Source organism: Olleya sediminilitoris, from assembly GCF_016785945.1.
Lineage (GTDB): Bacteria > Bacteroidota > Bacteroidia > Flavobacteriales > Flavobacteriaceae > Olleya > Olleya sediminilitoris.
In genome coordinates, this window is record NZ_JAEMEF010000007.1 from 39990 (window position 1) to 62777 (window position 22788).

A 22788-nucleotide genomic window follows, 5' to 3' on the forward strand; every position below is an offset into this window, starting at 1 on the left:
AAAGCATATGAAACTTAAAAATAAAGTCATAATTGTAACAGGATCTTCTAGAGGTATTGGAAAAGAAGTCGCAATCGTACTAGCAAAAAATGGTGCTACAGTAATTGTTAATTATTCAAATAGCGAAGAAGAAGCTAATAACACCGTAAACACTATCACAAATAATGGAGGTTTAGCCACAACAATACAAGCCGACGTAAGCAATAAAGATGAAGTCACTAAGTTATTTGATAAAACTATTGAAACTTATGGAAAAGTAGATGTTTTAGTAAACAACGCTGGAATTATGATTTCAAAACACTTAAAAGATACGACAGAACAAGATTTTAAAAGACAATTTGAAGTTAATGTTGGCGGAATATTTAATACATTACAAGAAGCTGATAGTAAGCTTGCTGATAATGGAATTATAATTAATTTTTCATCAAGTACTACAAAACTAATGTTACCAACCTATTCTATATATTCAGCAACAAAAGCAGCTGTTGAACAAATTACTAGAGTATATTCTCAAGAAATTGGTCGTGGTATTTCTGTAAATGCAATTGCTCCTGGAGCAACAGAAACCGAACTATTTCTAAAAGGTAAATCTGAAGAGACTATTAAAAATCTAGCTTCTAAAACAGCCTTTAATAGGCTAGCTAAACCAATTGATATTGCAAATGTTGTATTATTTTTAGCAAGTGATGACTCTAAATGGATATCTGGACAAGTTATTGGTGCCAATGGTGCATTGGTTTAATGCAAAATTTTTAAATAAAAAAACGTCCAAAATCTAATTTTGGACGTTTTTATAAATTTTCAAACAACTATCTAATCTCTTAATAAAGGCATTGTACTACATCTTAACAAACCTTCTTGCTTTGCTATTTCAGCATAAGGCACTTCTTCAACTGTAAATCCTTTGTCTCTTAACCAAGTATTAAGTCTAGTAAAATTTTGTTCTGAAATAATAATGTTTTCAGAAATACTAAATATATTACTATTCATATTAAACATTTCTTCCTTAGAAATAATAAAACAATTGTCTTTTCCAAAAAAGTTTAATAGCCATTCAAACTCAGACTCGTCTCTAAAACCTTCTTTGTGTAAAATCGCTTTATCTGTCCCTATAGGTTGAAAACAACAATCTAAATGTAAAGCGTTATCATAAGGATTAGTTTGAGATTTGTTTAAATCAAAGCTCATTACTTTTTTATCAGGAAATTGTTGGGTAATAAAATCAACTCCAGCTTTATTTGTTCTTGCAACAATATAATCTGAGTAATCTTCACCTCTGTAAGTACCTACAAAAATATAGTCATTCCATAACATTACATCACCACCTTCAATGTGTACTTCTTCTGGAGGTCTTATTACTTTTTCTGGATCTATTTGGTCTATAACATATTGTATTGCTTCTAATTCGTTTTCACGATCTGGAAGAATATTTGCTTTAATAAAAACATCATCAATAACAAACGCAATATCTCTAGCAAAAATTTGATTACAATCTTTGATTAATTCTGGTCTATAAACTTTAACATCATATTTTTCAAAAATAGCTGCTACAGCTTCCATTTCATTAACCATATCTGCTTCAATTGGATAAGTACCGGCTTTGATATGTAATAAAGATTTAGGATCGTAAGCCTCTTCTAATTTTGGAGTTGGACCATTACTAACTGCTGTTCCTAAAACGACAGCTCTTAGTCTAGAGGTTTCGTTTTTTACATTAATTTTTAACATAAAGTAAAGATATAAAAAAGCTTCATAAATATTTATGAAGCTTTTTGTTGTATAATTTATTAGATTTTATCTGTCAGAAATTGACTTGAAAGATCTTAAGTTTTCACCAATATAAATTTGTCTTGGACGTCCAATTGGTTCTTTACGAAGTCTCATTTCTTTCCATTGTGCAATCCAACCTGGTAAACGACCTAAAGCGAACATTACAGTAAACATTTCTACAGGAATCCCCATAGATCTGTAAATAATACCTGAATAAAAATCTACGTTTGGATATAGTTTTCTTTTAACAAAATAGTCATCACTTAAAGCCTCTGATGCTAAACCTTTAGCGATATCTAACACTGGATCTTCAATTCCTAAATCTCCTAAAACTTCGTCTGCAGCAACTTTAATAATTTTTGCTCTTGGGTCAAAGTTTTTGTAAACTCTATGTCCAAAGCCCATTAAACGGAAAGGATCTTCTTTATCCTTTGCCTTTGCCATAAACTTTTTAGTGTCTCCTCCATCTTCTTTAATAGCTTCTAACATTTCTAATACAGCTTGGTTTGCTCCACCATGTAATGGACCCCAAAGTGCAGAAATACCTGAAGATAAAGATGCAAATAACCCTGCGTGAGATGATCCAACAACTCTTACAGTTGATGTAGAACAGTTTTGCTCATGATCTGCATGAAGGATTAATAACTTATCTAAAGCATTTAACAAGATGTCATTTTGTACGTAATCTTCATTTGGCTTTTCAAACATCATTTTTAAGATGTTCTCTACATAACCTAAGTTTTTGCTTCCGTAATTTAAAGGTTGTCCTTTTCTTTTACGCATTGTCCATGCTACTAATACAGGGAATTTACCTAATATTTTAACAATGGCTTTGTACATATCCTCTTCAGAATCTACATTTACAGAAGAAGGATTAAATGCTGTTAAAGCACTGGTTAATGAAGATAAAACTCCCATTGGGTGAGCTGACTTAGGAAAAGCTTCTAAGATTTTCTTTAAGTCTTCATCAACATGAGATTCCTCTTTAATATCACTATGAAACTTGTCAAGTTGATCTTGCGCTGGTAATTCACCAAATATTAACAAATAAGCTACTTCTAGGAAATCTGCTTTTTCAGCTAATTCTTCAATAGAGTATCCTCTATATCTTAAGATTCCTTTTTCTCCATCTAAAAAGGTAATAGCACTTTCACAAGATCCTGTGTTTTTAAAACCTGGATCAATTGTAGTAACTCCACCAGTAGCAGATCTAAGTGTTTTGATATCTATTCCTATTTCATTTTCAGTACCTACAATTAATGGAAAGTCATGTTTTTCTCCATTAATTTCAAGCGTTGCTTTATTTGACATATATATTGATTTATTTGATGTTCAATTGGTCTGTAAATTTACAAAAACTATAACGATTTAGAAAACGTATTTATAATGCTTTTAACAATTTTAGTATAAGAAATTTTTATTATTGACTTTAAAACAAGAAAGCCTTTCAAAATTAATTGAAAGACTTTAATAAAGTTTTAATTTAAAATTAAATTATCGTTTAATTTTGAATGCATTTTCTTTTGGGTAATAAGCTACATCTCCTAATTCTTCTTCAATACGTAATAACTGATTGTATTTAGCCATACGATCACTTCTAGATGCAGATCCTGTCTTAATTTGACCACAATTTAAAGCAACTGCTAAGTCTGCAATTGTATTATCTTCGGTCTCACCAGATCTGTGGGACATAACTGACGTATAACCTGCATTATGAGCCATATTTACAGCTGCAATTGTTTCGGTTAATGTACCTATTTGGTTTACCTTAATTAATATTGAATTTGCAATGTCTTGAGAAATTCCTTTTGATAAACGCTCTACATTAGTGACATATAAATCATCACCAACTAATTGTACTTTATCACCTATTTGTTCTGTTAAATATTTCCAACCTTCCCAATCATTTTCATCCATACCATCTTCAATAGAAATAATTGGATAATTTTTAGATAATTCAGCTAAATAATCAGCTTGCTCTTTACTTGTTCTTACTTTACCAGCTTCACCTTCAAATTTTGTGTAATCATATTTACCATCAACAAAAAATTCTGCAGCAGCACAATCTAAAGCAATCATCACATCATCTCCTAATGTATAACCAGCGTTTTTAACAGCTAAAGCAATGGTTTCTAGAGCATCTTCTGTACCACCTTCAAGGTTAGGTGCAAAACCACCTTCATCACCAACAGCTGTACTTAAACCTCTGTCATGTAATACCTTTTTAAGGTTATGGAAAATTTCAGTTCCCATCTGTAATGCATGTGAAAAGTTTTTAGCTTTTACAGGCATCACCATAAATTCTTGAAATGCAATTGGTGCATCACTGTGTGATCCTCCATTTATAATATTCATCATTGGTACAGGTAGTGTGTTAGCACTAACACCTCCAACATATCTGTATAATGGCATACCTAACTCTGCAGATGCAGCTTTAGCTACAGCTAAAGACACTCCTAAAATAGCATTAGCTCCTAATTTAGATTTATTAGGTGTACCATCAATTTTACACATTAAGGTATCTATATAATTTTGTTCAAAAACATTAACACCTAATAACTCTTCAGCAAGTACTGAATTTACGTTATCAACTGCTTTAGTTACGCCTTTTCCCATAAATTTTTCTCCACCATCACGAAGTTCTACAGCTTCATGCTCTCCTGTTGATGCTCCTGATGGTACTGCTGCTCTACCAACATAACCATTTTCTGTTTCTACATCTACTTCAACAGTTGGGTTTCCTCTTGAATCAAAAATTTGTCTCGCGTGAACATTAATTATAATACTCATATATGTGATTTTTAGTTTATTAATTTCAAATTTAATATTAAATTTTCAGCTATAAATAGGAAATATACAAGAAATACATAAAATTTTATCTATAACGATTTAGTAAAAGAAAAAAGACAACGAATATTTAAAATCGTTGTCTTTTTAGTATTACTTATTTTTTATATTTTCTATAAATTGATCAAATAGATAAGAAGAGTCGTGTGGACCAGGACTCGCTTCTGGATGATACTGAACAGAAAACACATTTTTAGATTTCATTTTTAAACCAGCAACTGTATTGTCGTTTAGATGAACATGTGTAATCTCTAAATCAGGATGAGCTTCTGCCTCTTCTCTATTGACTGCAAAACCGTGATTTTGAGAAGTTATTTCACCTTTACCTGTTACTAGATTTTTTACAGGATGATTAATACCTCTATGACCATTATGCATCTTGTAAGTTGAAATACCGTTAGCTAAAGCAATAACTTGATGACCTAAGCAAATACCAAATAAAGGCAAATCATTTTCAATAACTTGTTTTGCTAATGTTTGTGCTTCTACCAGAGGTTGAGGATCACCAGGACCATTTGATAAAAAATATCCATCAGGATTCCATGCTTTTAAATCTTCAAAAGTAGAGTTATAAGGAAACACCTTTACGTAAGCATCACGTTTAACAAGGTTACGTAGTATATTTTTTTTGATTCCAATATCCAAAGCTGCTATTTTAATTGAAGCGTTTTCGTCACCAACAAAATAAGGCGTTTTAGTAGATACTTTAGAGGCAAGCTCTAAACCATTCATAGATGGTATCTCTGATAATTGTTTTTTAAGAGAATCAACGTCATCAACTTCAGTTGTAATAACAGCATTCATGGCTCCATTATCTCTAATATAGCTTACTAATGCACGCGTATCAACATCTGAAATAGCTAATAGGTTATTTTCATTTAAGAAATCTTCTAATGAACCATTAGAGTCTTCTCTAGAATAATCATAACTGAAATTTTTACAAATCAAACCAGCTATTTTAATTGAATCAGATTCTACTTCTTCATCATTAACACCATAGTTACCTATGTGTGCATTGGTCGTTACCATTAACTGACCAAAATAAGATGGATCAGTAAAAATTTCTTGATAACCAGTCATACCTGTATTGAAACAGACTTCTCCAAATGCAGATCCCTCTCTACCTACAGCTTTACCATGAAAAATGGTACCATCTTCTAATAAGATTAATGCTTTTTTTAATTTTTGATACTTCATAGTCTTTAAAAAAGTTTAGCAAAATTGCATAAAAAAAAGGATAATCTAAAATAGATTATCCTTTTTATATTAAATGCTTATTAACATTTATTCTTCTTCGTTAGTTGCTACAGGTGGAGTAACTGTTTTATTACTTCCTCCTCTTCTACTTCTACGAGTCGATTTTTTAGCTTTTTTATCAGCATTGTAGATTTCGTTGTAGTCTACTAATTCGATCATAGCCATATCAGCGTTATCACCTAGACGGTTACCTAACTTGATAATTCTTGTATATCCACCTGGACGATCACCAATTTTAGCAGCTACGTCTCTGAATAATTCAGTTACAGCTTCTTTTTGACGTAACTTTGAAAAAACGATACGTCTATTATGAGTAGTATCATCTTTTGACTTAGTAATCATTGGCTCAATAAATCCTTGTAATGCTTTAGCTTTTGCAACCGTAGTATTAATACGTTTGTGCTCTATTAAAGAACAAGCCATGTTAGCTAACATTGATTTTCTGTGAGCTGTTTTTCTACCTAAGTGGTTAATTTTTTTTCCGTGTCTCATGACATTTAAAATTTAATCATCATCTTGCTTCTACTCTTTTGAGGAGCAAAATATGATGTATTAGTCTTTATCTAGTTTATATTTTGATAAGTCCATTCCGAAATTAAGACCTTTAACATTTACTAATTCTTCTAGCTCAGTTAAAGATTTTTTACCGAAGTTACGGAACTTCATTAAATCATTTTTATTAAAAGATACTAAGTCTCCTAAAGTATCTACTTCTGCAGCCTTTAAACAATTAAGAGCACGAACAGATAGGTCCATATCAACTAATTTAGTTTTAAGTAACTGTCTCATATGAAGAGATTCTTCATCATAAGTTTCAGTTTGTGCAATTTCATCAGCCTCTAATGTTATACGCTCATCAGAGAATAACATAAAGTGGTGTATTAAAGTCTTAGCAGCTTCTGTTAAGGCATCTTGAGGACTAATTGATCCGTCAGTTTGAATTTCAAAAACTAATTTTTCATAGTCAGTTTTTTGCTCTACACGGTAATTTTCAATGCTATACTTAACATTTTTGATTGGTGTGTAAATTGAATCAGTAAAGATTGTTCCAATAGGTGCTGAAGCTTTTTTATTTTCTTCTGCAGGAACGTAACCTCTTCCTCTTTCAATAGTGATTTCCATGTTAATGTTAACCTTAGAATCAAGATTACAGATAACTTGATCTGTATTTAAAACTTGAAATCCAGATATAAACTTCTGAAAGTCACCTGCTACAATTTTGTCTTGACCAGAAATAGAAATAGAAATTGACTCATTGTCAACATCTTCTATTTGACGCTTAAAACGAACTTGTTTTAAGTTTAAAATTATTTCTGTCATATCTTCAACAACACCTGCGATTGCTGAAAATTCGTGATCTACACCTTCTACTCTAACAGATGTGATAGCAAATCCTTCTAAAGAAGATAATAAAACTCTTCTTAAAGCATTTCCTACTGTTAGACCGTAACCTGGTTCTAATGGTCTGAATTCGAATTTACCTTCGAAATCAGTAGAATCAATCATGATTACTTTGTCGGGCTTCTGAAAATTAAATACTGCCATATGTCTTCGTTTTAATTGTTATTTAGTTGCGCGGTTTATAAGCTTGAAGATCACAAATAAACCCTTTGGCTAAATACCAATGTGATTAATATATATTATTTAGAGTATAATTCTACGATGAATTGCTCATTAATGTTTTCCGGAATCTGGATTCTAGCAGGAACAGAAACATAAGTTCCTTCTTTTTTCTCGCTATTCCATGTAATCCATTCAAAAACATTGCTAGAGTTAGATAAAGATCTATCAATAGCCTCTAATGACTTAGACTTTTCTCTTACAGCAACTACATCACCAGCTTTAAGTTGGTAAGATGGTACGTTTACTAACTCACCATTTACAGTAATATGTCTGTGAGATACTAATTGTCTTGCTCCACTTCTAGAAGGAGAGATTCCCATTCTATAAACTACATTATCTAATCTAGACTCACATAATTGTAATAAAACTTCACCTGTAATTCCTGGTGCAGCTGTAGCTCTTTTGAACATGTTTCTGAATTGACGCTCTAATACACCGTAAGTATACTTAGCTTTTTGCTTCTCCATTAACTGGATTGCATATTCAGATTTTTTACCACGTCTTCTGTTGTTTCCATGTTGACCTGGTGGGTAATTTCTTTTTTCGAAAGACTTATCATCTCCGAAGATAGCTTCTCCAAATTTACGAGCTATTTTAGTTTTAGGACCAGTATATCTTGCCATTTTTAATTTGTTTTAAGAGTGATTATGAATTAAGGTCTTAATCTTATCCTTCGATAATCGTTAATCTCTTGTTGATACTTGTTTTTAAATTCAGTTTGCAAATATACACAAAAAATTAATATCATCTGAATACAGATGATATTAATTTTAAATGCTGAGCTTAGACTTAATTACGTTATAACGTGATTAAACTCTTCTTCTTTTAGGAGGACGACATCCATTGTGTGGTAATGGAGTAACATCAATAATTTCTGTTACTTCAATTCCTGCATTATGAATAGAACGGATAGCAGATTCTCTACCATTTCCTGGTCCTTTAACGTAAACTTTCACTTTTTTCAATCCAGCTTCTTTTGCAACTTCAGAAGCATCTTCTGCTGCTAATTGAGCTGCATAAGGAGTGTTTTTCTTAGATCCTCTAAATCCCATTTTACCAGCAGATGACCATGAAATTACGTCACCTTTTTTGTTGGTAAGAGAAATAATGATGTTGTTAAATGAAGCTGTAATGTGTGCTTCACCAACCGCATCAATAATAACTTTACGTTTTTTTGTACTTTTAGCGTTTGTCTTTGCCATATTCTTATTGTTCTTTGTTTTAGTTGATAGTCGTTAGAATCCTAAACCATTATAATTTCAAACAGATTCCTTCCAACGTCTAAATACTAAAGACCAAATTATTATTTAGTTGCTTTTTTCTTGTTAGCAACAGTTTTTCTTCTACCTTTTCTTGTTCTAGAGTTGTTTTTAGTACGTTGACCTCTTAAAGGTAAACCAGCTCTGTGACGAATACCTCTGTAACATCCAATATCCATTAATCGCTTAATGTTTAATTGTGTTTCAGAACGTAATTCACCTTCAATAGTAAAAGTTCCAACAGCGTCACGGATTGCTCCTATTTGATCATCTGTCCAATCTTGTACTTTAATGCTTTCGTCAACTTTAGCTGTTGCTAAAATTTCTTGAGCTCTACTTCTACCTACACCGTAGATATAAGTTAAAGAAATAACTCCTCTTTTTTGTTTTGGTATGTCTACACCTGCTATTCTTGCCATAATTACCCTTGTCTTTGTTTGAATCTAGGATTCTTTTTGTTAATGACGTAAAGTCTACCTTTTCTGCGTACAATTTTACAATCTGCACTTCTTTTTTTAACTGATGCTCTTACTTTCATCGTATTAGTATCTATAGGTTATTCGAGCCTTACTTAAATCGTAAGGGCTCATTTCTAATTTTACTTTATCTCCAGGTAATAACTTAATGTAATGCATACGCATCTTACCCGAAATATGTGCGGTCACAATATGACCATTTTCTAATTCTACACGGAACATAGCATTTGATAATGCTTCAATTATTGTTCCGTCTTGTTCTATTGCTGCTTGTTTTGCCATAGTGAAAAAATTAAGCTACTGCTTTTCTGTTTTTACCTGTTTTCATCAAGCCATCATAATGTCTATTTAACAAGTAAGAATTTACTTGTTGCATAGTATCTATTGCAACTCCAACCATAATTAATAAAGATGTCCCTCCAAAAAATAAGGCCCAACCTTGTTGTACATTTAATAACTTAACAATAAAGGCAGGAAAGATAGCAATTAATGCTAAAAATATTGAACCAGGTAAAGTTATTTGTGACATGATTTTATCTAAATATTCTGATGTTTCAGATCCTGGTCTAATGCCTGGAATGAAACCTCCACTTCTTTTTAAATCATCAGCCATCTTATTAGTTGGTACTGTGATTGCTGTATAGAAATATGTAAATATTATAATTAATAAAGCAAATACTAAATTATACCAGAATCCGAAGATATCTGAAAAATTAGATTGTAACCATAATCCTGAAGCAGTATCTTTTAATAAAGATGAACCACCTATTAGACCAGGTACAAACATGATTGCTTGAGCAAATATGATTGGCATAACTCCCGAAGCATTAAGCTTTAAAGGAATATATTGTCTTGAACCAAAAACATTTTTTTCATATCCACCAGTTGCAGATCTTCTTGCATATTGTACCGCAATTTTACGAACAGCCATTACCAATAAGATTGATAATAAGATAATAACAAACCAAATAACGATTTCAAATAAAATCATCATTACATTATTACCTGTTTCTAATCTAGAAGCAGCATTTTGTAAAAAAGATTTAGGTAAAGTAGCAATAATACCTACCATAATTAATAATGAGATTCCATTACCAATACCTTTATCGGTAATTTTTTCCCCTAACCACATTGCAAAGATACAACCTGTAACTAAAATAACAATTGATGAAAAATAAAACATTCCTCCTTGTCCTAATAAAAACGCAGAGCTTGGAATACCAAACATCGGTTGTAAACTGGCTAAATAACCTGGTGCTTGTACTAAGCAAATTGCAATAGTTAACCATCTAGTTATTTGAGTGATTTTTTTCTGACCACTAGCACCTTCTTTTTGCAGTTTTTGTAAATAAGGAATAGCAATTCCCATTAATTGTACTACAATAGAAGCAGAAATATATGGCATAATACCAAGTGCAAATACTGAAGCATTTGCAAATGCTCCTCCTGTGAATGCATTTAAAATTCCAAAGATACCTTCTGATGTTCCAGATTGTAAACTTTCTAATTGTGTTGCATCAATACCAGGTAATACTACTTGTGCTCCAAAACGATAAACTAATAACAAAGCTAGAGTGACTAGGATTCTGTTTCTCAGTTCTTCAATTTTCCAAACATTTTTTAATGTCTCTATAAATTTCATGCGATCAATTGTTCTTATAAAGTTACAGCTTCACCTCCTGCTGCTTCAATTGCAGCCTTTGCAGTAGCGGTAAATTTATGAGCTGTTACACTTAGTTTAGTTTTTAATTCTCCTCTTCCTAAAATTTTAACTAGCTCGTTTTTACCAGCTAATCCTAACTCTACTAGAGTATCAAAATCTAAAGTGTCATTAATAATTTTATCGTCAACTAATTGTTGAATAACATCAAGGTTAACACCTTGATATTCTTTACGATTTATATTAGTAAAGCCAAATTTAGGTACTCTACGTTGAAGTGGCATTTGCCCTCCCTCGAAACCTACTTTCTTAGAATAACCAGATCTAGACTTGGCACCTTTGTGACCACGTGTAGCAGTACCACCTTTACCAGAACCTTGTCCTCTACCTATTCTTTTACCTTGACTTTTAACTGAACCTTGTGCAGGTTTTAAATTACTTAAATCCATTTTCAGTATTGTTATTTAGTTTCTTCAACAGAAACTAAGTGATTTACTTTTGCTACCATACCTAAAATATTAGGAGTAGCCTCATGTTCTATAGTTTGCCCAATCTTTTTAAGACCAAGAGCTAATAAAGTTCTCTTTTGTCTTTGTGTTCTGTTGATTGCGCTTTTAACTTTTGTTACTTTTATCTTAGACATTGCTGTTGTGATTAACCGTTAAAAACTTTTTCTAAAGAGATACCTCTTTCACGAGCAATCGTCTTTGGATCTCTTAATTGTAATAAAGCATCAAAAGTTGCTTTTACAACGTTATGAGGATTTGATGATCCTTGAGATTTAGATAATACGTCATGTACACCAACTGCTTCTAAAACTGTTCTTACAGCTCCACCAGCAATAACTCCTGTACCAGGAGCTGCAGGTATAATGTTTACTCTTGCTCCACCAAATTTACCTTTTTGTTCATGTGGCAATGTACCTTTCATGATAGGAATGCGTACTAAATTTTTCTTAGCATCTTCAATTGCTTTTGCGATAGCACTAGCAACATCTTTAGATTTTCCTAAACCATGTCCTACAACACCAGCTTCATCACCAACCACTACGATTGCTGAAAAACCAAATGCTCTACCACCTTTTGTTACTTTAGTAACTCTCTGTACACCAACTAAACGATCTTTAAGATCTAATCCACTTGGTTTTACTAACTCTGCGCTTTTGTATTTTTGATACATAATTTCTTAGAATTTAAGTCCTCCTTCTCTAGCTCCTTCAGCTAATGATTTTATTCTACCATGATATAAGTAACCACCTCTATCAAAAGCGATAGTTTCAACACCAGCCTTTAAGGCTTTTTCTGCTATAGACTTACCTACTAATGCAGCTACTTCTACTTTGTTTCCTTTTGCAGCAATATCTTTATCTCTAGAAGATGAAGCAACTAATGTTTTACCATTAACATCATCTACTATTTGAGCATAAATTTCTTTATTACTTCTAAAAACAGCTAATCTAGGTCTAGTTTCTGTACCAGAAACAACCTTACGGATTCTGTTTTTAATTCTTATTCGTCTTTCGTTTTTTGTTAACGCCATAACTAATTATTATGCTGATTTACCTGCTTTTCTTCTTAATATTTCTCCTACAAATTTAATACCTTTTCCTTTGTATGGTTCAGGTCTTCTAAATCCTCTAATTTTAGCAGCAACTTGTCCTACTAATTGTTTATCATGAGAAGTTAATTTGATTATTGGATTTTTTCCTTTATCAGAAACTGTTTCAACTTTAACTTCAGGAGCTAAACTTAACACTATATTATGAGAAAAACCTAAAGCTAAATCAAGGACATTACCTTGATTTGATGCTCTATATCCAACACCTACTAGTTCTAATTCTTTAGTCCACCCTTTAGATACACCTTCAATCATGTTAAAAACTAATGAACGGTATAAACCATGTTTAGCTTTTTGATCTTTGGTATCTGCAGAACGTGTAACTAATACATTTCCATCTTCAACTTTTACGTCAACAGTATCAAAAGGTTGATTAAGTTCTCCTAATTTTCCTTTTACTGTTATTACGCTATTATCTACTGTTACAGTTACTCCTTCTGGAATGGCAACTGGATTATTTCCTATTCTTGACATTTTCTTCTGGATTTAAAAATTAGTAAACGTAACATAAAACTTCACCACCAACGTTTTCACGTTGTGCTTGCTTTCCTGTCATTACTCCATGAGAAGTAGAAACTATAGCAATACCTAATCCATTAAGGATACGTGGTAATTCTGTAGAACTAGAATATTTACGTAAACCAGGCTTACTGATTCTTTGTAACTTTCTAATTACTGGTTCTTTTGTTTCCTTATTATATTTTAAGGCAATTTTGATTGTACCTTGAACAGTAGAATCGTCGAACTTATAACTTAAAATATATCCTTGATCGAATAATATTTTAGTAATGTTCTTTTTTAAATTTGAAGCAGGTATTTCAACTACTCTGTGATTAGCACGCACTGCGTTTCTAATTCTAGTTAAATAATCTGCTATTGGATCTGTATACATATGTATTGATTTGCGGGCTTGGTTTTCGAAATATATCGAACCTAAGACCAATTAAAATTTTACCAACTTGCTTTTTTAACACCAGGTATTAACCCTTGGTTAGCCATTTCTCTAAACATTACACGAGAAATACCAAAAGTACGCATGTAACCTTTTGGTCTACCAGTTAATTTACATCTATTATGTTGACGTACAGGTGAAGCATTTTTTGGAAGCTTTTGTAATGCTTCATAATCTCCAGCTTTTTTCAAAGCTTTACGTTTTTCAGCATATTTAGCAACTGTTTTTGCTCTCTTAACCTCGCGGGCTTTCATTGATTCTTTAGCCATAACTTAGTTTTTTTGAAAAGGTAACCCTAATTCTGTTAATAATGATTTAGCTTCTTTATCTGTTTGAGCAGATGTTACAAATGTAATATCCATTCCGTCAATTTTATTAACTTTGTCAATATTTATTTCAGGGAATATTATTTGCTCAGTAACTCCTAGGTTGTAGTTACCTCTTCCGTCAAATCCTGTAGCTTTTATACCGTTAAAATCTCTAACACGTGGAAGTGCTGAAGTGATTAAACGATCTAAAAATTCGTACATTCTTTCACCACGTAAAGTAACTTTTGCACCAATAGGCATTCCTTTACGTAATTTAAATGTAGCAACATCCTTTTTAGATAAAGTTGATACTGCTTTTTGTCCTGTTATAGTCGTTAGTTCATCAACAGCGTAATCAACTAATTTTTTATCAGCAACAGCAGCTCCAACTCCTCTAGAAAGTACAATCTTTTCTAGTTTAGGAACTTGCATTACATTATTGTATCCAAATTCTTCTGTAAGAGCAGCAATTACTTTGCTTTTATACTCTTCTTTTAGTCTCGGTGAATATTCCATAACTATATTACTTCATTAGATTTTTTAGAAAATCTGACTTTCTTATCACCTTCTACTCTGTAACCTACTCTTGTTGTTTCTCCTTTAGAAGTTAACAATGATAAGTTAGAAAGGTTAATAGGAGCCTCTTTTTCTACGATACCTCCTTGAGGGTTTTGTGCACTTGGTTTAGTATGTTTCTTAACCATGTTTACACCTTCAACTATAGCTTTGTTCTTTTCGATAAATACTTTTTGTACTAATCCTTCAGAACCTTTATGGTCTCCAGCAATAACCTTTACGGTATCTCCTGTTTTAATTTTTAGCTTTGTCATCTTTTTATCAATTAAAGCACCTCTGGTGCTAATGATACAATTTTCATGAATTGTTTATCACGAAGTTCTCTAGCTACAGGTCCAAAAACACGTGTACCTCTCATTTCACCCGTTGGGTTTAAAAGTACACAAGCGTTATCATCAAATCTTATATAAGATCCATCTGGACGTCTAACTTCTTTCTTAGTACGAACAACAACTGCTGTAGATACAGCTCCTTTTTTAATGTTTCCATTAGGAGTTGCGTCTTTTACAGTAACAACAATTTTGTCACCTACAGATGCATATCTTCTTTTAGTACCACCTAGAACACGTATTGTTAATACTTCTTTTGCTCCAGTGTTATCTGCTACTCTTAGTCTTGATTCTTGTTGTACCATAATTACTTCGCTCTTTCAATTATTTCAACTAATCTCCAACATTTAGATTTACTTAAAGGTCTAGTTTCCATGATCTTTACAGTATCTCCAATATTACAATCGTTTGTTTCGTCGTGTGCAACGTATTTTTTAGTTTTTAACACGAACTTTCCGTACATAGGGTGTTTTACTTTTTTTACTTCGGCAACTACAATTGATTTTTGCATTTTGTTGCTAGTAACTATCCCTATACGCTCTTTTCTTAAGTTTCTTTTTTCCATCTTGTAAGCAGAATTATTTTAAATCTCTTTTAGTTAATTCTGTTGCAATTTTTGCAACCGTACGTCTTACTTGACGTATTTGTATTGGATTATCTAAAGGAGAAACTGCATGAGCCATTTTTAAATCTAAATAGCTTCTCTTTGTTTCACTAAGTTTCTCTTGTAACTCAGCTACAGATAATTCTTTAATTTCTGATTGTTTCATAATATCAAATAAATTATGCTTGGTAATCTCTAGCGATTACAAACTTAGTTTTTACTGGTAATTTTTGAGCTGCAAGTCTTAATGCTTCTTTAGCAACATCTAAAGGCACTCCTCCAACTTCAAAAAGGATTCTTCCTGGTTTAACAACTGCTGCCCAATACTCGACTGCACCTTTACCTTTACCCATACGTACTTCAAGAGGCTTTTTTGTAATAGGTTTATCTGGAAATATTTTAATCCAAAGTTGACCTTCTCTTTTCATGTAACGAGTAGCTGCAATACGTGCTGCTTCAATTTGACGTGATGTTAAAAAGTTAGAATCTAATGATTTTATTCCAAAAGTTCCGTTTGAAAGTTGGTGACCTCTACCAGAGTTCCCTTTCATACGTCCCTTTTGCATTTTTCTAAATTTTGTTCTTTTAGGCTGTAACATTTTTTCTGTTCTTTAAAAAATTACTTTCTACGACGTTGTTGTGGTTTTCCACCTTGACGTCCACCTTTTCCTTGCTTCTTAGCTAAGCCAACAAGAGGAGAAAGCTCTCTTTTACCATATACTTCACCTTTCATGATCCATACTTTAACCCCTAATCTACCATAAGTAGTATGAGATTCAACTAAAGCATAATCAATATCGGCTCTGAAAGTTGATAAAGGAATACGTCCTTCTTTGTAGTGTTCAGAACGTGCCATTTCAGCACCATTTAAACGACCACTAATTTGGATCTTTATTCCTTCAGCGTTCATACGCATTGTTGCAGCAATAGCCATTTTAATAGCACGTCTGTATGAAATTCTATTTTCAATTTGACGAGCAATACTAGATGCTACTAAAAATGCGTCTAATTCAGGTCTTTTTATTTCAAAAATGTTGATCTGAACTTCTTTTCCTGTAATCTTCTTAAGCTCTTCTTTTAACTTGTCTACCTCTTGACCACCTTTTCCGATAATAATACCAGGTCTAGCAGTAGTGATAGTAACGGTTACAAGTTTTAAAGTTCTTTCAATTATTACACGAGATACACTAGCTTTAGATAAACGCGCGTGAACGTATTTTCTGATCTTATCGTCTTCGGCAAGTTTATCACCATAATCGTTTCCTCCGTACCAGTTAGATTCCCATCCTCTGATAATTCCTAAGCGATTTCCGATTGGATTTGTCTTTTGTCCCATATCTATCTTAGCTTTGTGTATTATTGTTAGCTGCTACTACGATTGTTACGTGGTTTGAGCGTTTTCTTATTCTGTGAGCACGTCCTTGTGGAGCTGGACGTAATCTTTTTAACATAGATCCACCATCTACTCTTATTTCTTTAACAAATAACTCTGCATCTTCAATGCTAGCGTCTTCGTTTTTAGCTTGCCAATTAGCGATCGCAGAAAGTAATAACTTTTCTAAACGATTAGATGCTTCTTTTTGGCTAAACTTCAAAATATTAAGTGCCTTTTCTACGCGTTCACCTCTTACTAAATCGGCTACTAAACGCATTTTTCTTGGTGACGTAGGACAGTTATTAAGTTTAGCAAAAGCGATTTGCTTTTTACCTTCCTTGATAGCGTCTGCCATTTGTTTTTTACGACTTCCCATAGCTTACTTTTTACCTTTATTTTTAGCACCAGCGTGACCTCTAAAAGATCTTGTTGGTGAAAATTCTCCTAATTTATGTCCAACCATGTTTTCTGTAACATAAACTGGAACAAACTGACGACCGTTATGCACTGCAATAGTTTGTCCAACAAAATCTGGAGTTATCATACTTGCTCTTGACCAAGTTTTAATAACGGTTTTTTTGTTAGATTCTACATTAGCAGCTACTTTTTTCTCTAATTTATAGTGAACGTAAGGTCCTTTTTTTAATGATCTTGCCATGATTTATTATTTCTTTCTACGTTCTACAATATATTTATTACTCGCTTTAGTTTTAGAACGTGTTCTATATCCTTTAGCAGGTATACCGTTTCTAGAACGTGGATGTCCACCTGATGATTTTCCTTCACCACCTCCCATTGGGTGATCAACTGGATTCATAACAACTGGTCTTGTTCTTGGTCTTCTTCCTAACCATCTACTACGTCCTGCTTTACCAGAAACTAATAATTGATGATCAGAGTTTGATACAGCTCCAATAGTTGCCATACAAGTCACTAAAATTAATCTAGTCTCACCTGAAGGTAATTTAATTGTTGCAAATTTACCATCTCTTGCCATTAATTGAGCAAAAGCACCAGCACTTCTAGCCATTACAGCACCTTGACCTGGTCTTAACTCTACACAAGAAATAATAGTACCTAATGGAATATTAGCTAATGGCATAGCATTACCGATTTCAGGAGTTGCCCCTTCACCTGATACTACTGTCTGTCCAACTTGTAAACCATTTTGAGCAATGATATAAGTTTTCTCGCCATCTTGATAATTTAATAATGCAATGAACGCTGTTCTGTTAGGATCATATTGGATCGATGCAACTTCTGCAGGAACACCTACCTTAGCTCTTTTAAAATCGATTATACGATATCTACGTTTATGACCACCACCTTTATAGCGCATTGTCATACGTCCTTGACTGTTTCTACCACCTGATCTTTTTTTCGGAGCTAATAAGCTTTTTTCCGGCTTGTCAGTAGTAATGGCGTCAAATCCATTAACTACTCTAAATCGCTGACCTGGTGTGATTGGTTTTAATTTTTTTACTGACATTTGTCTTTAATTACATGTTAGTGTATAAATCAATCATTTCACCTTCCGCCAGTTGTACAATTGCTTTTTTAGTAGCATTTGTTTTACCATGCTGAATACCAGTTTTTGTAAACTTGGTACTTCTATCTGGACGGACATTAATTGTACGAACTTTTTCAACAGAAACTCCATAAGCAGCTTCCACTGCTTTTTTAATTTCTACCTTGTTCGCCTTAGTGTTCACAAAGAAACTGTAGCAGTTATTCAACTCGCTATTAGCAGTTGCTTTTTCTGTGATTATAGGTTTAATTAAGATATTCATTTTGTTCTATTTACTTAAATTCGACTCAATTCCTTCTAGAGAACCCTCTAAAAGAATAATTTGATTTGCATTTAATATTTTATAAGTACTTAACTCTGAGCTAGTTATAACTTGTGAGCTTTTTAAATTACGTGATGACAAATATACATTATTATTTGACGCACCCAAGACAAACAGTGATTTTTTGTTTTGTAAGTCTAATGCATTTAAAATTGCTGTAAAGTTTTTTGTTTTTGGAGCATCAAAATTAAAGTCTTCTAAAACGATAATTGACTTTTCATTTGCTTTAATACTTAATGCAGACTTACGCGCTAAACGTTTTAAGTTTTTATTAAGTTTAAAAGAATAATTTCTAGGTCTTGGTCCGAACATACGTCCTCCTCCTCTAAAAACACCTGACTTGATACTACCTGCTCTGGCTGTACCTGTTCCTTTTTGTTTTTTAATCTTACGTGTACTTCCAGTAATCTCAGCTCTTTCTTTAGATTTGTGAGTACCTTGTCTTTGGTTAGCTAAGTATTGCTTAACATCCAAATATACAGCATGATTATTAGGTTCAATAGCAAAAACACCGTCAGAAAGGTCTGCCTTTCTACCTGTTTCTTTTCCGTTTATATCTAAAACTGCTACTTTCATTATTTTCTAATAATTACATAAGCGTTTTTATGTCCAGGTACACAACCTTTAACAACAAGTAAGTTCTTTTCTGGAACTACTTTTAAAACTCTTAAATTTTCAACTTTTACTGAATCTGTTCCCATTCTACCTGCCATACGCATTCCTTTGAATACTCTTGCAGGATAAGAAGCTGCTCCAATCGATCCTGGTGCTCTTAAACGGTTATGTTGACCGTGAGTCGCTTGACCTACACCACCAAATCCATGACGTTTAACTACCCCTTGAAATCCTTTTCCTTTAGATGTACCAGATACATCAACAAATTCACCTTCTGTAAAGTGATCTACTGTTATAGCATCACCTAATTTGTACTCCGCATCAAAACCTTTGAATTCAACAACTTTGCGTTTTACAGAAGTTCCTGCTTTTTTAGCGTGACCTAAGTCAGCTTTAGTAGCACTCTTTTCTGTCGCGTCATCGAAACCAAGTTGAACAGCACTATAACCGTCAACTTCTTCAGTTCTGACTTGGGTAACGATACATGGTCCAGCTTCGATCACTGTACATGGCATATTTTTACCATTTTCATCGAAGATGCTGGTCATACCGATTTTTTTTCCAATTAACCCAGACATAATAATTATTTATTTATTGTTACTATTTATTAAAAACTCAAGGCTGAAAATACGTTTCAGCCTTGAATTGTATTTTTACCGTTTTTCCTTCGCTCGAAGCTTAGGACATGTTTCGCTTAAAATCTTTAAACGAATGGTGTTACTTACACTTTAATCTCAACTTCAACTCCACTTGGTAATTCAAGTTTCATTAAAGCGTCAATAGTTTTAGAAGATGAAGAGTAAATATCTAATAATCTCTTGTAAGAGCTTAATTGAAATTGTTCTCTTGACTTCTTATTTACGTGTGGTGAACGTAATACAGTGAAAATTTTCTTGTGTGTTGGTAATGGAATTGGTCCAGTTACAACAGCACCAGTACTCTTTACTGTTTTTACAATCTTTTCAGCAGACTTATCAACTAAATTATGATCGTAAGACTTTAATTTTATTCTAATTTTTTGACTCATTTTCTTTTAGTTTTAAGCTTCAACGCCTTTAGCTGCTTTGATTACTTCTTCAGATACATTTGAAGGAGTTTCAGCATAGTGTGAAAATTCCATAGTAGATGTAGCTCTACCAGAAGATAATGTTCTTAATGTTGTAACATATCCAAACATTTCTGATAATGGCACAGTAGCTTTAACAGTTTTTGCTCCAGCTCTATCACCCATGTCACTTACTTGACCTCTTCTTCTGTTTAAATCTCCAACAATGTCTCCCATGTTTTCTTCAGGTGTAATTACCTCAAGTTTCATGATTGGTTCCATTATTACAGCTTTAGCTGCTTTTGCTGAGTTTTTAAACCCAAGTTTAGCTGCTAATTCGAAAGATAATTGATCCGAATCCACATCGTGATAAGATCCATCTTTTAATGTAACTTTCATTGCATCAACCTCAAAACCAGCTAGTGGCCCATTAGCCATTGCCATTTTAAATCCTTTTTCAATAGAAGGGATAAATTCTTTAGGAACGTTACCACCTTTAATTGTAGATTCAAATTGTAATCCTGTTACACCTTCATCAGCTGGCTCGATAGTAAATACGATATCTGCGAATTTACCACGTCCTCCAGATTGCTTTTTATAAACTTCTCTGTGATCTGCTGGTCTAGTAATAGCTTCTTTATACTCAACTTGTGGCTGACCTTGATTAACTTCTACTTTAAACTCACGCTTTAAACGGTCTACAATAATATCTAAGTGAAGCTCACCCATACCAGATATAATTGTTTGTCCTGAAGCTTCGTCTGTTCTAGCTGTAAATGTAGGATCTTCTTCTGCTAATTTAGCTAAAGCCATACCTAATTTATCAACATCTGCTTTAGTCTTAGGCTCAACTGCGATACCAATTACTGGATCTGGGAAGTCCATAGATTCTAAAACTATAGGATGTTTTTCATCAGACATAGTATCTCCAGTCTTAATGTCTTTAAATCCTACAGCAGCTCCAATATCTCCTGCTTCAATAAAATCGATAGCATTTTGTTTATTAGAGTGCATTTGATAAATACGAGAAATACGTTCTTTTTTCCCTGAACGGTTGTTAAGGATATAAGATCCAGCGTCTAAACGACCTGAATAAGCTCTAAAAAATGCTAAACGTCCTACGAAAGGATCTGTAGCAATTTTAAATGCTAATGCAGCGAAAGGCTCTTTAACATCTGGCTTACGAATTTCTTCTTGTTCAGTATCAGGGTTCATTCCTTTGATACCTTCTTTATCTGTTGGAGACGGTAAGTAGCGACATACTGCGTCTAATAAAAACTGTACTCCTTTATTTTTAAATGCAGAACCACAAATCATTGGAATGATTGCCATATCCATTACAGCAGCCCTAAGTGCAGCATGCACTTCTTCTTCTGTAATAGAATCTTCGTCTTCCATGAATTTTTCTAAAAGATTCTCGTCATAACTTGCTACTTCTTCAATTAAAAGTGCACGATACTTACGAGCTTCTTCTTTCATATCTTCTGGAATTTCAATAACATCAAAAGTTGCCCCTTGAGTTTCGTCATGCCATACGATAGCTCTGTTTTTTACTAAATCAATAATACCTTTAAAATCTGCTTCATCACCAATGTTTAAAACGATTGGCACAGCGTTAGATTTTAACATATCTTTTACTTGTTGACAAACTCCTAAGAAGTTTGAACCTTGACGGTCCATCTTGTTAACAAATCCTATTCTTGGTACTTTATAGTTATCAGCTAATCTCCAGTTAGTTTCTGATTGAGGCTCAACACCATCAACAGCACTAAATAAAAATACTAACCCGTCTAATACACGTAATGAACGATTTACCTCTACTGTAAAATCAACGTGACCAGGAGTATCAATAATATTAAAGTGGTACCCTTTAGTTTCTGGTGTTGGTTGAGCATTTTCAAGTGGAAATTGCCATGTACAAGTCGTTGCAGCAGAAGTAATTGTAATACCTCTTTCTTGCTCTTGCTCCATCCAGTCCATTGTAGCAGCACCATCATGTACTTCTCCAATTTTGTGAGAAACTCCTGTGTAATAAAGAATACGCTCTGTTGTTGTAGTTTTACCTGCATCAATATGAGCTGCAATTCCGATATTTCTTGTGAATTTTAAATCTCTTGCCATTTCTTATTAAAATCTAAAGTGAGAGAATGCTTTGTTGGCTTCTGCCATTTTGTGTGTGTCCACACGTTTCTTTACTGCTGCCCCTTCTTCTTTAGCTGCTGCTAAAATTTCTGAAGCCAAACGCAATGCCATAGACTTTTCGTTTCTCTTACGAGAATAACTAATCAACCATTTCATTGCAGTTGAAACCTTACGATCTGCACGTATTGGATTAGGAATTTGAAATGTTGCTCCTCCTACTCTACGACTACGTACTTCTACGTGAGGCATAACATTAGATAATGCATCTTTCCAAATTTCTAAAGCTGTTTTTTCTTCATCTGTCTTTTTAGTATCTACGATATCAATTGCATCATAAAATACTTTAAAAGCTACAGACTTCTTTCCGTCCCACATCATCATATTAACAAATCTAGTTACTAACTGATCGTTAAAACGAGGATCCGGTAAAAGCGGTCTTTTTTTCGCTGCTCTTTTTCTCATGTCTTCTTCTTAAGTTTTTTA

General features: G+C 33.2%; 36 protein-coding genes. 1 reads left to right on the forward strand and 35 read right to left on the reverse strand.

Features of this window, described 5'->3' with window-relative positions; all coding sequences use genetic code 11:
* Positions 1-7: 7 nt before the first annotated feature.
* Positions 8-742 carry an SDR family oxidoreductase gene (locus tag JAO71_RS09315; RefSeq protein WP_203000445.1) on the forward strand — a complete coding sequence of 245 codons (735 nt, stop codon included), beginning with the start codon at positions 8-10 and terminating at the stop codon, positions 740-742.
* 71 nt (positions 743-813) lie between these two features.
* Here JAO71_RS09315 and JAO71_RS09320 read toward each other — a convergent pair whose 3' ends face one another.
* From JAO71_RS09320 to rpsG, 35 genes are all read right to left on the reverse strand, one after another.
* Positions 814-1728, reverse strand: a complete 915-nt coding sequence (locus JAO71_RS09320; RefSeq protein ID WP_203000447.1) for a dimethylarginine dimethylaminohydrolase family protein — start codon at positions 1726-1728, stop codon at positions 814-816.
* 66 nt (positions 1729-1794) lie between these two features.
* The gene (locus JAO71_RS09325; protein WP_203000450.1) at positions 1795-3081 is read right to left on the reverse strand and encodes a citrate synthase; all 1287 of its coding nucleotides are present in this window, start codon (positions 3079-3081) and stop codon (positions 1795-1797) included.
* 183 nt (positions 3082-3264) lie between these two features.
* The gene (eno, locus tag JAO71_RS09330) at positions 3265-4560 is read right to left on the reverse strand and encodes a phosphopyruvate hydratase (RefSeq protein ID WP_028289267.1); all 1296 of its coding nucleotides are present in this window, start codon (positions 4558-4560) and stop codon (positions 3265-3267) included.
* 150 nt (positions 4561-4710) lie between these two features.
* Positions 4711-5814, reverse strand: coding sequence for a glutamine-hydrolyzing carbamoyl-phosphate synthase small subunit (carA, locus tag JAO71_RS09335; RefSeq protein ID WP_028606958.1), 1104 nt, complete (start codon positions 5812-5814; stop codon positions 4711-4713).
* An 87-nt stretch (positions 5815-5901) separates the two neighbouring features.
* The gene (gene rplQ, locus JAO71_RS09340) at positions 5902-6366 is read right to left on the reverse strand and encodes a 50S ribosomal protein L17 (protein WP_028289265.1); all 465 of its coding nucleotides are present in this window, start codon (positions 6364-6366) and stop codon (positions 5902-5904) included.
* 60 nt (positions 6367-6426) lie between these two features.
* The gene (locus JAO71_RS09345; protein WP_028606956.1) at positions 6427-7419 is read right to left on the reverse strand and encodes a DNA-directed RNA polymerase subunit alpha; all 993 of its coding nucleotides are present in this window, start codon (positions 7417-7419) and stop codon (positions 6427-6429) included.
* Between the two features lie 95 nt (positions 7420-7514).
* Positions 7515-8120: a 30S ribosomal protein S4 gene (gene rpsD, locus JAO71_RS09350; protein WP_028289263.1), complete on the reverse strand. Its 606-nt coding sequence runs from the start codon at positions 8118-8120 to the stop codon at positions 7515-7517.
* Between the two features lie 186 nt (positions 8121-8306).
* Positions 8307-8699 carry a 30S ribosomal protein S11 gene (gene rpsK, locus JAO71_RS09355; protein ID WP_028283891.1) on the reverse strand — a complete coding sequence of 131 codons (393 nt, stop codon included), beginning with the start codon at positions 8697-8699 and terminating at the stop codon, positions 8307-8309.
* A gap of 101 nt (positions 8700-8800) precedes the next feature.
* Positions 8801-9175 carry a 30S ribosomal protein S13 gene (rpsM, locus tag JAO71_RS09360; RefSeq protein WP_028289262.1) on the reverse strand — a complete coding sequence of 125 codons (375 nt, stop codon included), beginning with the start codon at positions 9173-9175 and terminating at the stop codon, positions 8801-8803.
* A gap of 2 nt (positions 9176-9177) precedes the next feature.
* Entirely contained in the window at positions 9178-9294 is a 117-nt protein-coding gene (gene ykgO / locus JAO71_RS09365; RefSeq protein ID WP_013305171.1) for a type B 50S ribosomal protein L36, read from the reverse strand.
* Between the two features lie 4 nt (positions 9295-9298).
* Positions 9299-9514: a translation initiation factor IF-1 gene (gene infA, locus JAO71_RS09370; RefSeq protein ID WP_028289261.1), complete on the reverse strand. Its 216-nt coding sequence runs from the start codon at positions 9512-9514 to the stop codon at positions 9299-9301.
* Between the two features lie 10 nt (positions 9515-9524).
* On the reverse strand, positions 9525-10874 hold the full coding sequence (gene secY, locus JAO71_RS09375; RefSeq protein ID WP_054851674.1) for a preprotein translocase subunit SecY: 1350 nt from the start codon (positions 10872-10874) through the stop codon (positions 9525-9527).
* 14 nt (positions 10875-10888) lie between these two features.
* Entirely contained in the window at positions 10889-11341 is a 453-nt protein-coding gene (rplO, locus tag JAO71_RS09380) for a 50S ribosomal protein L15 (protein WP_028289259.1), read from the reverse strand.
* Positions 11342-11352: 11 nt separating this feature from the next.
* Positions 11353-11535, reverse strand: a complete 183-nt coding sequence (gene rpmD, locus JAO71_RS09385) for a 50S ribosomal protein L30 (RefSeq protein ID WP_028283887.1) — start codon at positions 11533-11535, stop codon at positions 11353-11355.
* 11 nt (positions 11536-11546) lie between these two features.
* Positions 11547-12071: a 30S ribosomal protein S5 gene (gene rpsE, locus JAO71_RS09390; RefSeq protein WP_028289258.1), complete on the reverse strand. Its 525-nt coding sequence runs from the start codon at positions 12069-12071 to the stop codon at positions 11547-11549.
* Between the two features lie 6 nt (positions 12072-12077).
* Entirely contained in the window at positions 12078-12431 is a 354-nt protein-coding gene (gene rplR, locus JAO71_RS09395; RefSeq protein ID WP_028289257.1) for a 50S ribosomal protein L18, read from the reverse strand.
* 9 nt (positions 12432-12440) lie between these two features.
* Positions 12441-12983 carry a 50S ribosomal protein L6 gene (gene rplF, locus JAO71_RS09400; RefSeq protein WP_203000452.1) on the reverse strand — a complete coding sequence of 181 codons (543 nt, stop codon included), beginning with the start codon at positions 12981-12983 and terminating at the stop codon, positions 12441-12443.
* Positions 12984-13002: 19 nt separating this feature from the next.
* A complete protein-coding gene (gene rpsH, locus JAO71_RS09405; RefSeq protein ID WP_028289255.1) occupies positions 13003-13401 on the reverse strand; it encodes a 30S ribosomal protein S8 in 399 nt (132 codons plus the stop codon).
* 59 nt (positions 13402-13460) lie between these two features.
* Complete coding sequence (gene rpsN, locus JAO71_RS09410; protein ID WP_028289254.1) at positions 13461-13730, reverse strand: 30S ribosomal protein S14; 270 nt, start codon at positions 13728-13730, stop codon at positions 13461-13463.
* A 3-nt stretch (positions 13731-13733) separates the two neighbouring features.
* A complete protein-coding gene (rplE, locus tag JAO71_RS09415) occupies positions 13734-14285 on the reverse strand; it encodes a 50S ribosomal protein L5 (protein ID WP_054851675.1) in 552 nt (183 codons plus the stop codon).
* Positions 14286-14287: 2 nt separating this feature from the next.
* Entirely contained in the window at positions 14288-14599 is a 312-nt protein-coding gene (gene rplX / locus JAO71_RS09420; RefSeq protein WP_028289252.1) for a 50S ribosomal protein L24, read from the reverse strand.
* Positions 14600-14610: 11 nt separating this feature from the next.
* The gene (gene rplN / locus JAO71_RS09425) at positions 14611-14979 is read right to left on the reverse strand and encodes a 50S ribosomal protein L14 (protein WP_028283879.1); all 369 of its coding nucleotides are present in this window, start codon (positions 14977-14979) and stop codon (positions 14611-14613) included.
* Between the two features lie 2 nt (positions 14980-14981).
* Positions 14982-15239 carry a 30S ribosomal protein S17 gene (gene rpsQ, locus JAO71_RS09430; RefSeq protein WP_028283878.1) on the reverse strand — a complete coding sequence of 86 codons (258 nt, stop codon included), beginning with the start codon at positions 15237-15239 and terminating at the stop codon, positions 14982-14984.
* A gap of 13 nt (positions 15240-15252) precedes the next feature.
* On the reverse strand, positions 15253-15444 hold the full coding sequence (rpmC, locus tag JAO71_RS09435; protein WP_028289251.1) for a 50S ribosomal protein L29: 192 nt from the start codon (positions 15442-15444) through the stop codon (positions 15253-15255).
* 13 nt (positions 15445-15457) lie between these two features.
* Positions 15458-15877, reverse strand: coding sequence for a 50S ribosomal protein L16 (gene rplP, locus JAO71_RS09440; RefSeq protein ID WP_028289250.1), 420 nt, complete (start codon positions 15875-15877; stop codon positions 15458-15460).
* A 20-nt stretch (positions 15878-15897) separates the two neighbouring features.
* Complete coding sequence (rpsC, locus tag JAO71_RS09445; RefSeq protein WP_028289249.1) at positions 15898-16614, reverse strand: 30S ribosomal protein S3; 717 nt, start codon at positions 16612-16614, stop codon at positions 15898-15900.
* Between the two features lie 7 nt (positions 16615-16621).
* A complete protein-coding gene (gene rplV / locus JAO71_RS09450) occupies positions 16622-17029 on the reverse strand; it encodes a 50S ribosomal protein L22 (RefSeq protein WP_054851676.1) in 408 nt (135 codons plus the stop codon).
* A 3-nt stretch (positions 17030-17032) separates the two neighbouring features.
* Positions 17033-17311 (reverse strand): 30S ribosomal protein S19, encoded by a 279-nt coding sequence (gene rpsS / locus JAO71_RS09455; RefSeq protein WP_054851677.1) that lies wholly within the window; start codon positions 17309-17311, stop codon positions 17033-17035.
* Positions 17312-17317: 6 nt separating this feature from the next.
* Positions 17318-18142, reverse strand: a complete 825-nt coding sequence (gene rplB, locus JAO71_RS09460; protein ID WP_028606955.1) for a 50S ribosomal protein L2 — start codon at positions 18140-18142, stop codon at positions 17318-17320.
* 10 nt (positions 18143-18152) lie between these two features.
* Positions 18153-18443 (reverse strand): 50S ribosomal protein L23, encoded by a 291-nt coding sequence (gene rplW / locus JAO71_RS09465; RefSeq protein ID WP_028289245.1) that lies wholly within the window; start codon positions 18441-18443, stop codon positions 18153-18155.
* A gap of 6 nt (positions 18444-18449) precedes the next feature.
* Positions 18450-19079 (reverse strand): 50S ribosomal protein L4, encoded by a 630-nt coding sequence (gene rplD, locus JAO71_RS09470; RefSeq protein ID WP_028289244.1) that lies wholly within the window; start codon positions 19077-19079, stop codon positions 18450-18452.
* The gene (gene rplC, locus JAO71_RS09475) at positions 19079-19696 is read right to left on the reverse strand and encodes a 50S ribosomal protein L3 (RefSeq protein ID WP_054851678.1); all 618 of its coding nucleotides are present in this window, start codon (positions 19694-19696) and stop codon (positions 19079-19081) included. Before rplC ends, rplD begins: the two co-directional genes overlap by 1 nt.
* A gap of 143 nt (positions 19697-19839) precedes the next feature.
* Positions 19840-20145, reverse strand: a complete 306-nt coding sequence (gene rpsJ / locus JAO71_RS09480) for a 30S ribosomal protein S10 (RefSeq protein WP_010181931.1) — start codon at positions 20143-20145, stop codon at positions 19840-19842.
* A 12-nt stretch (positions 20146-20157) separates the two neighbouring features.
* Complete coding sequence (gene fusA / locus JAO71_RS09485) at positions 20158-22284, reverse strand: elongation factor G (RefSeq protein ID WP_054851679.1); 2127 nt, start codon at positions 22282-22284, stop codon at positions 20158-20160.
* Positions 22285-22290: 6 nt separating this feature from the next.
* Complete coding sequence (rpsG, locus tag JAO71_RS09490; RefSeq protein ID WP_028283867.1) at positions 22291-22767, reverse strand: 30S ribosomal protein S7; 477 nt, start codon at positions 22765-22767, stop codon at positions 22291-22293.
* Between the last annotated feature and the right edge of the window lie 21 nt (positions 22768-22788).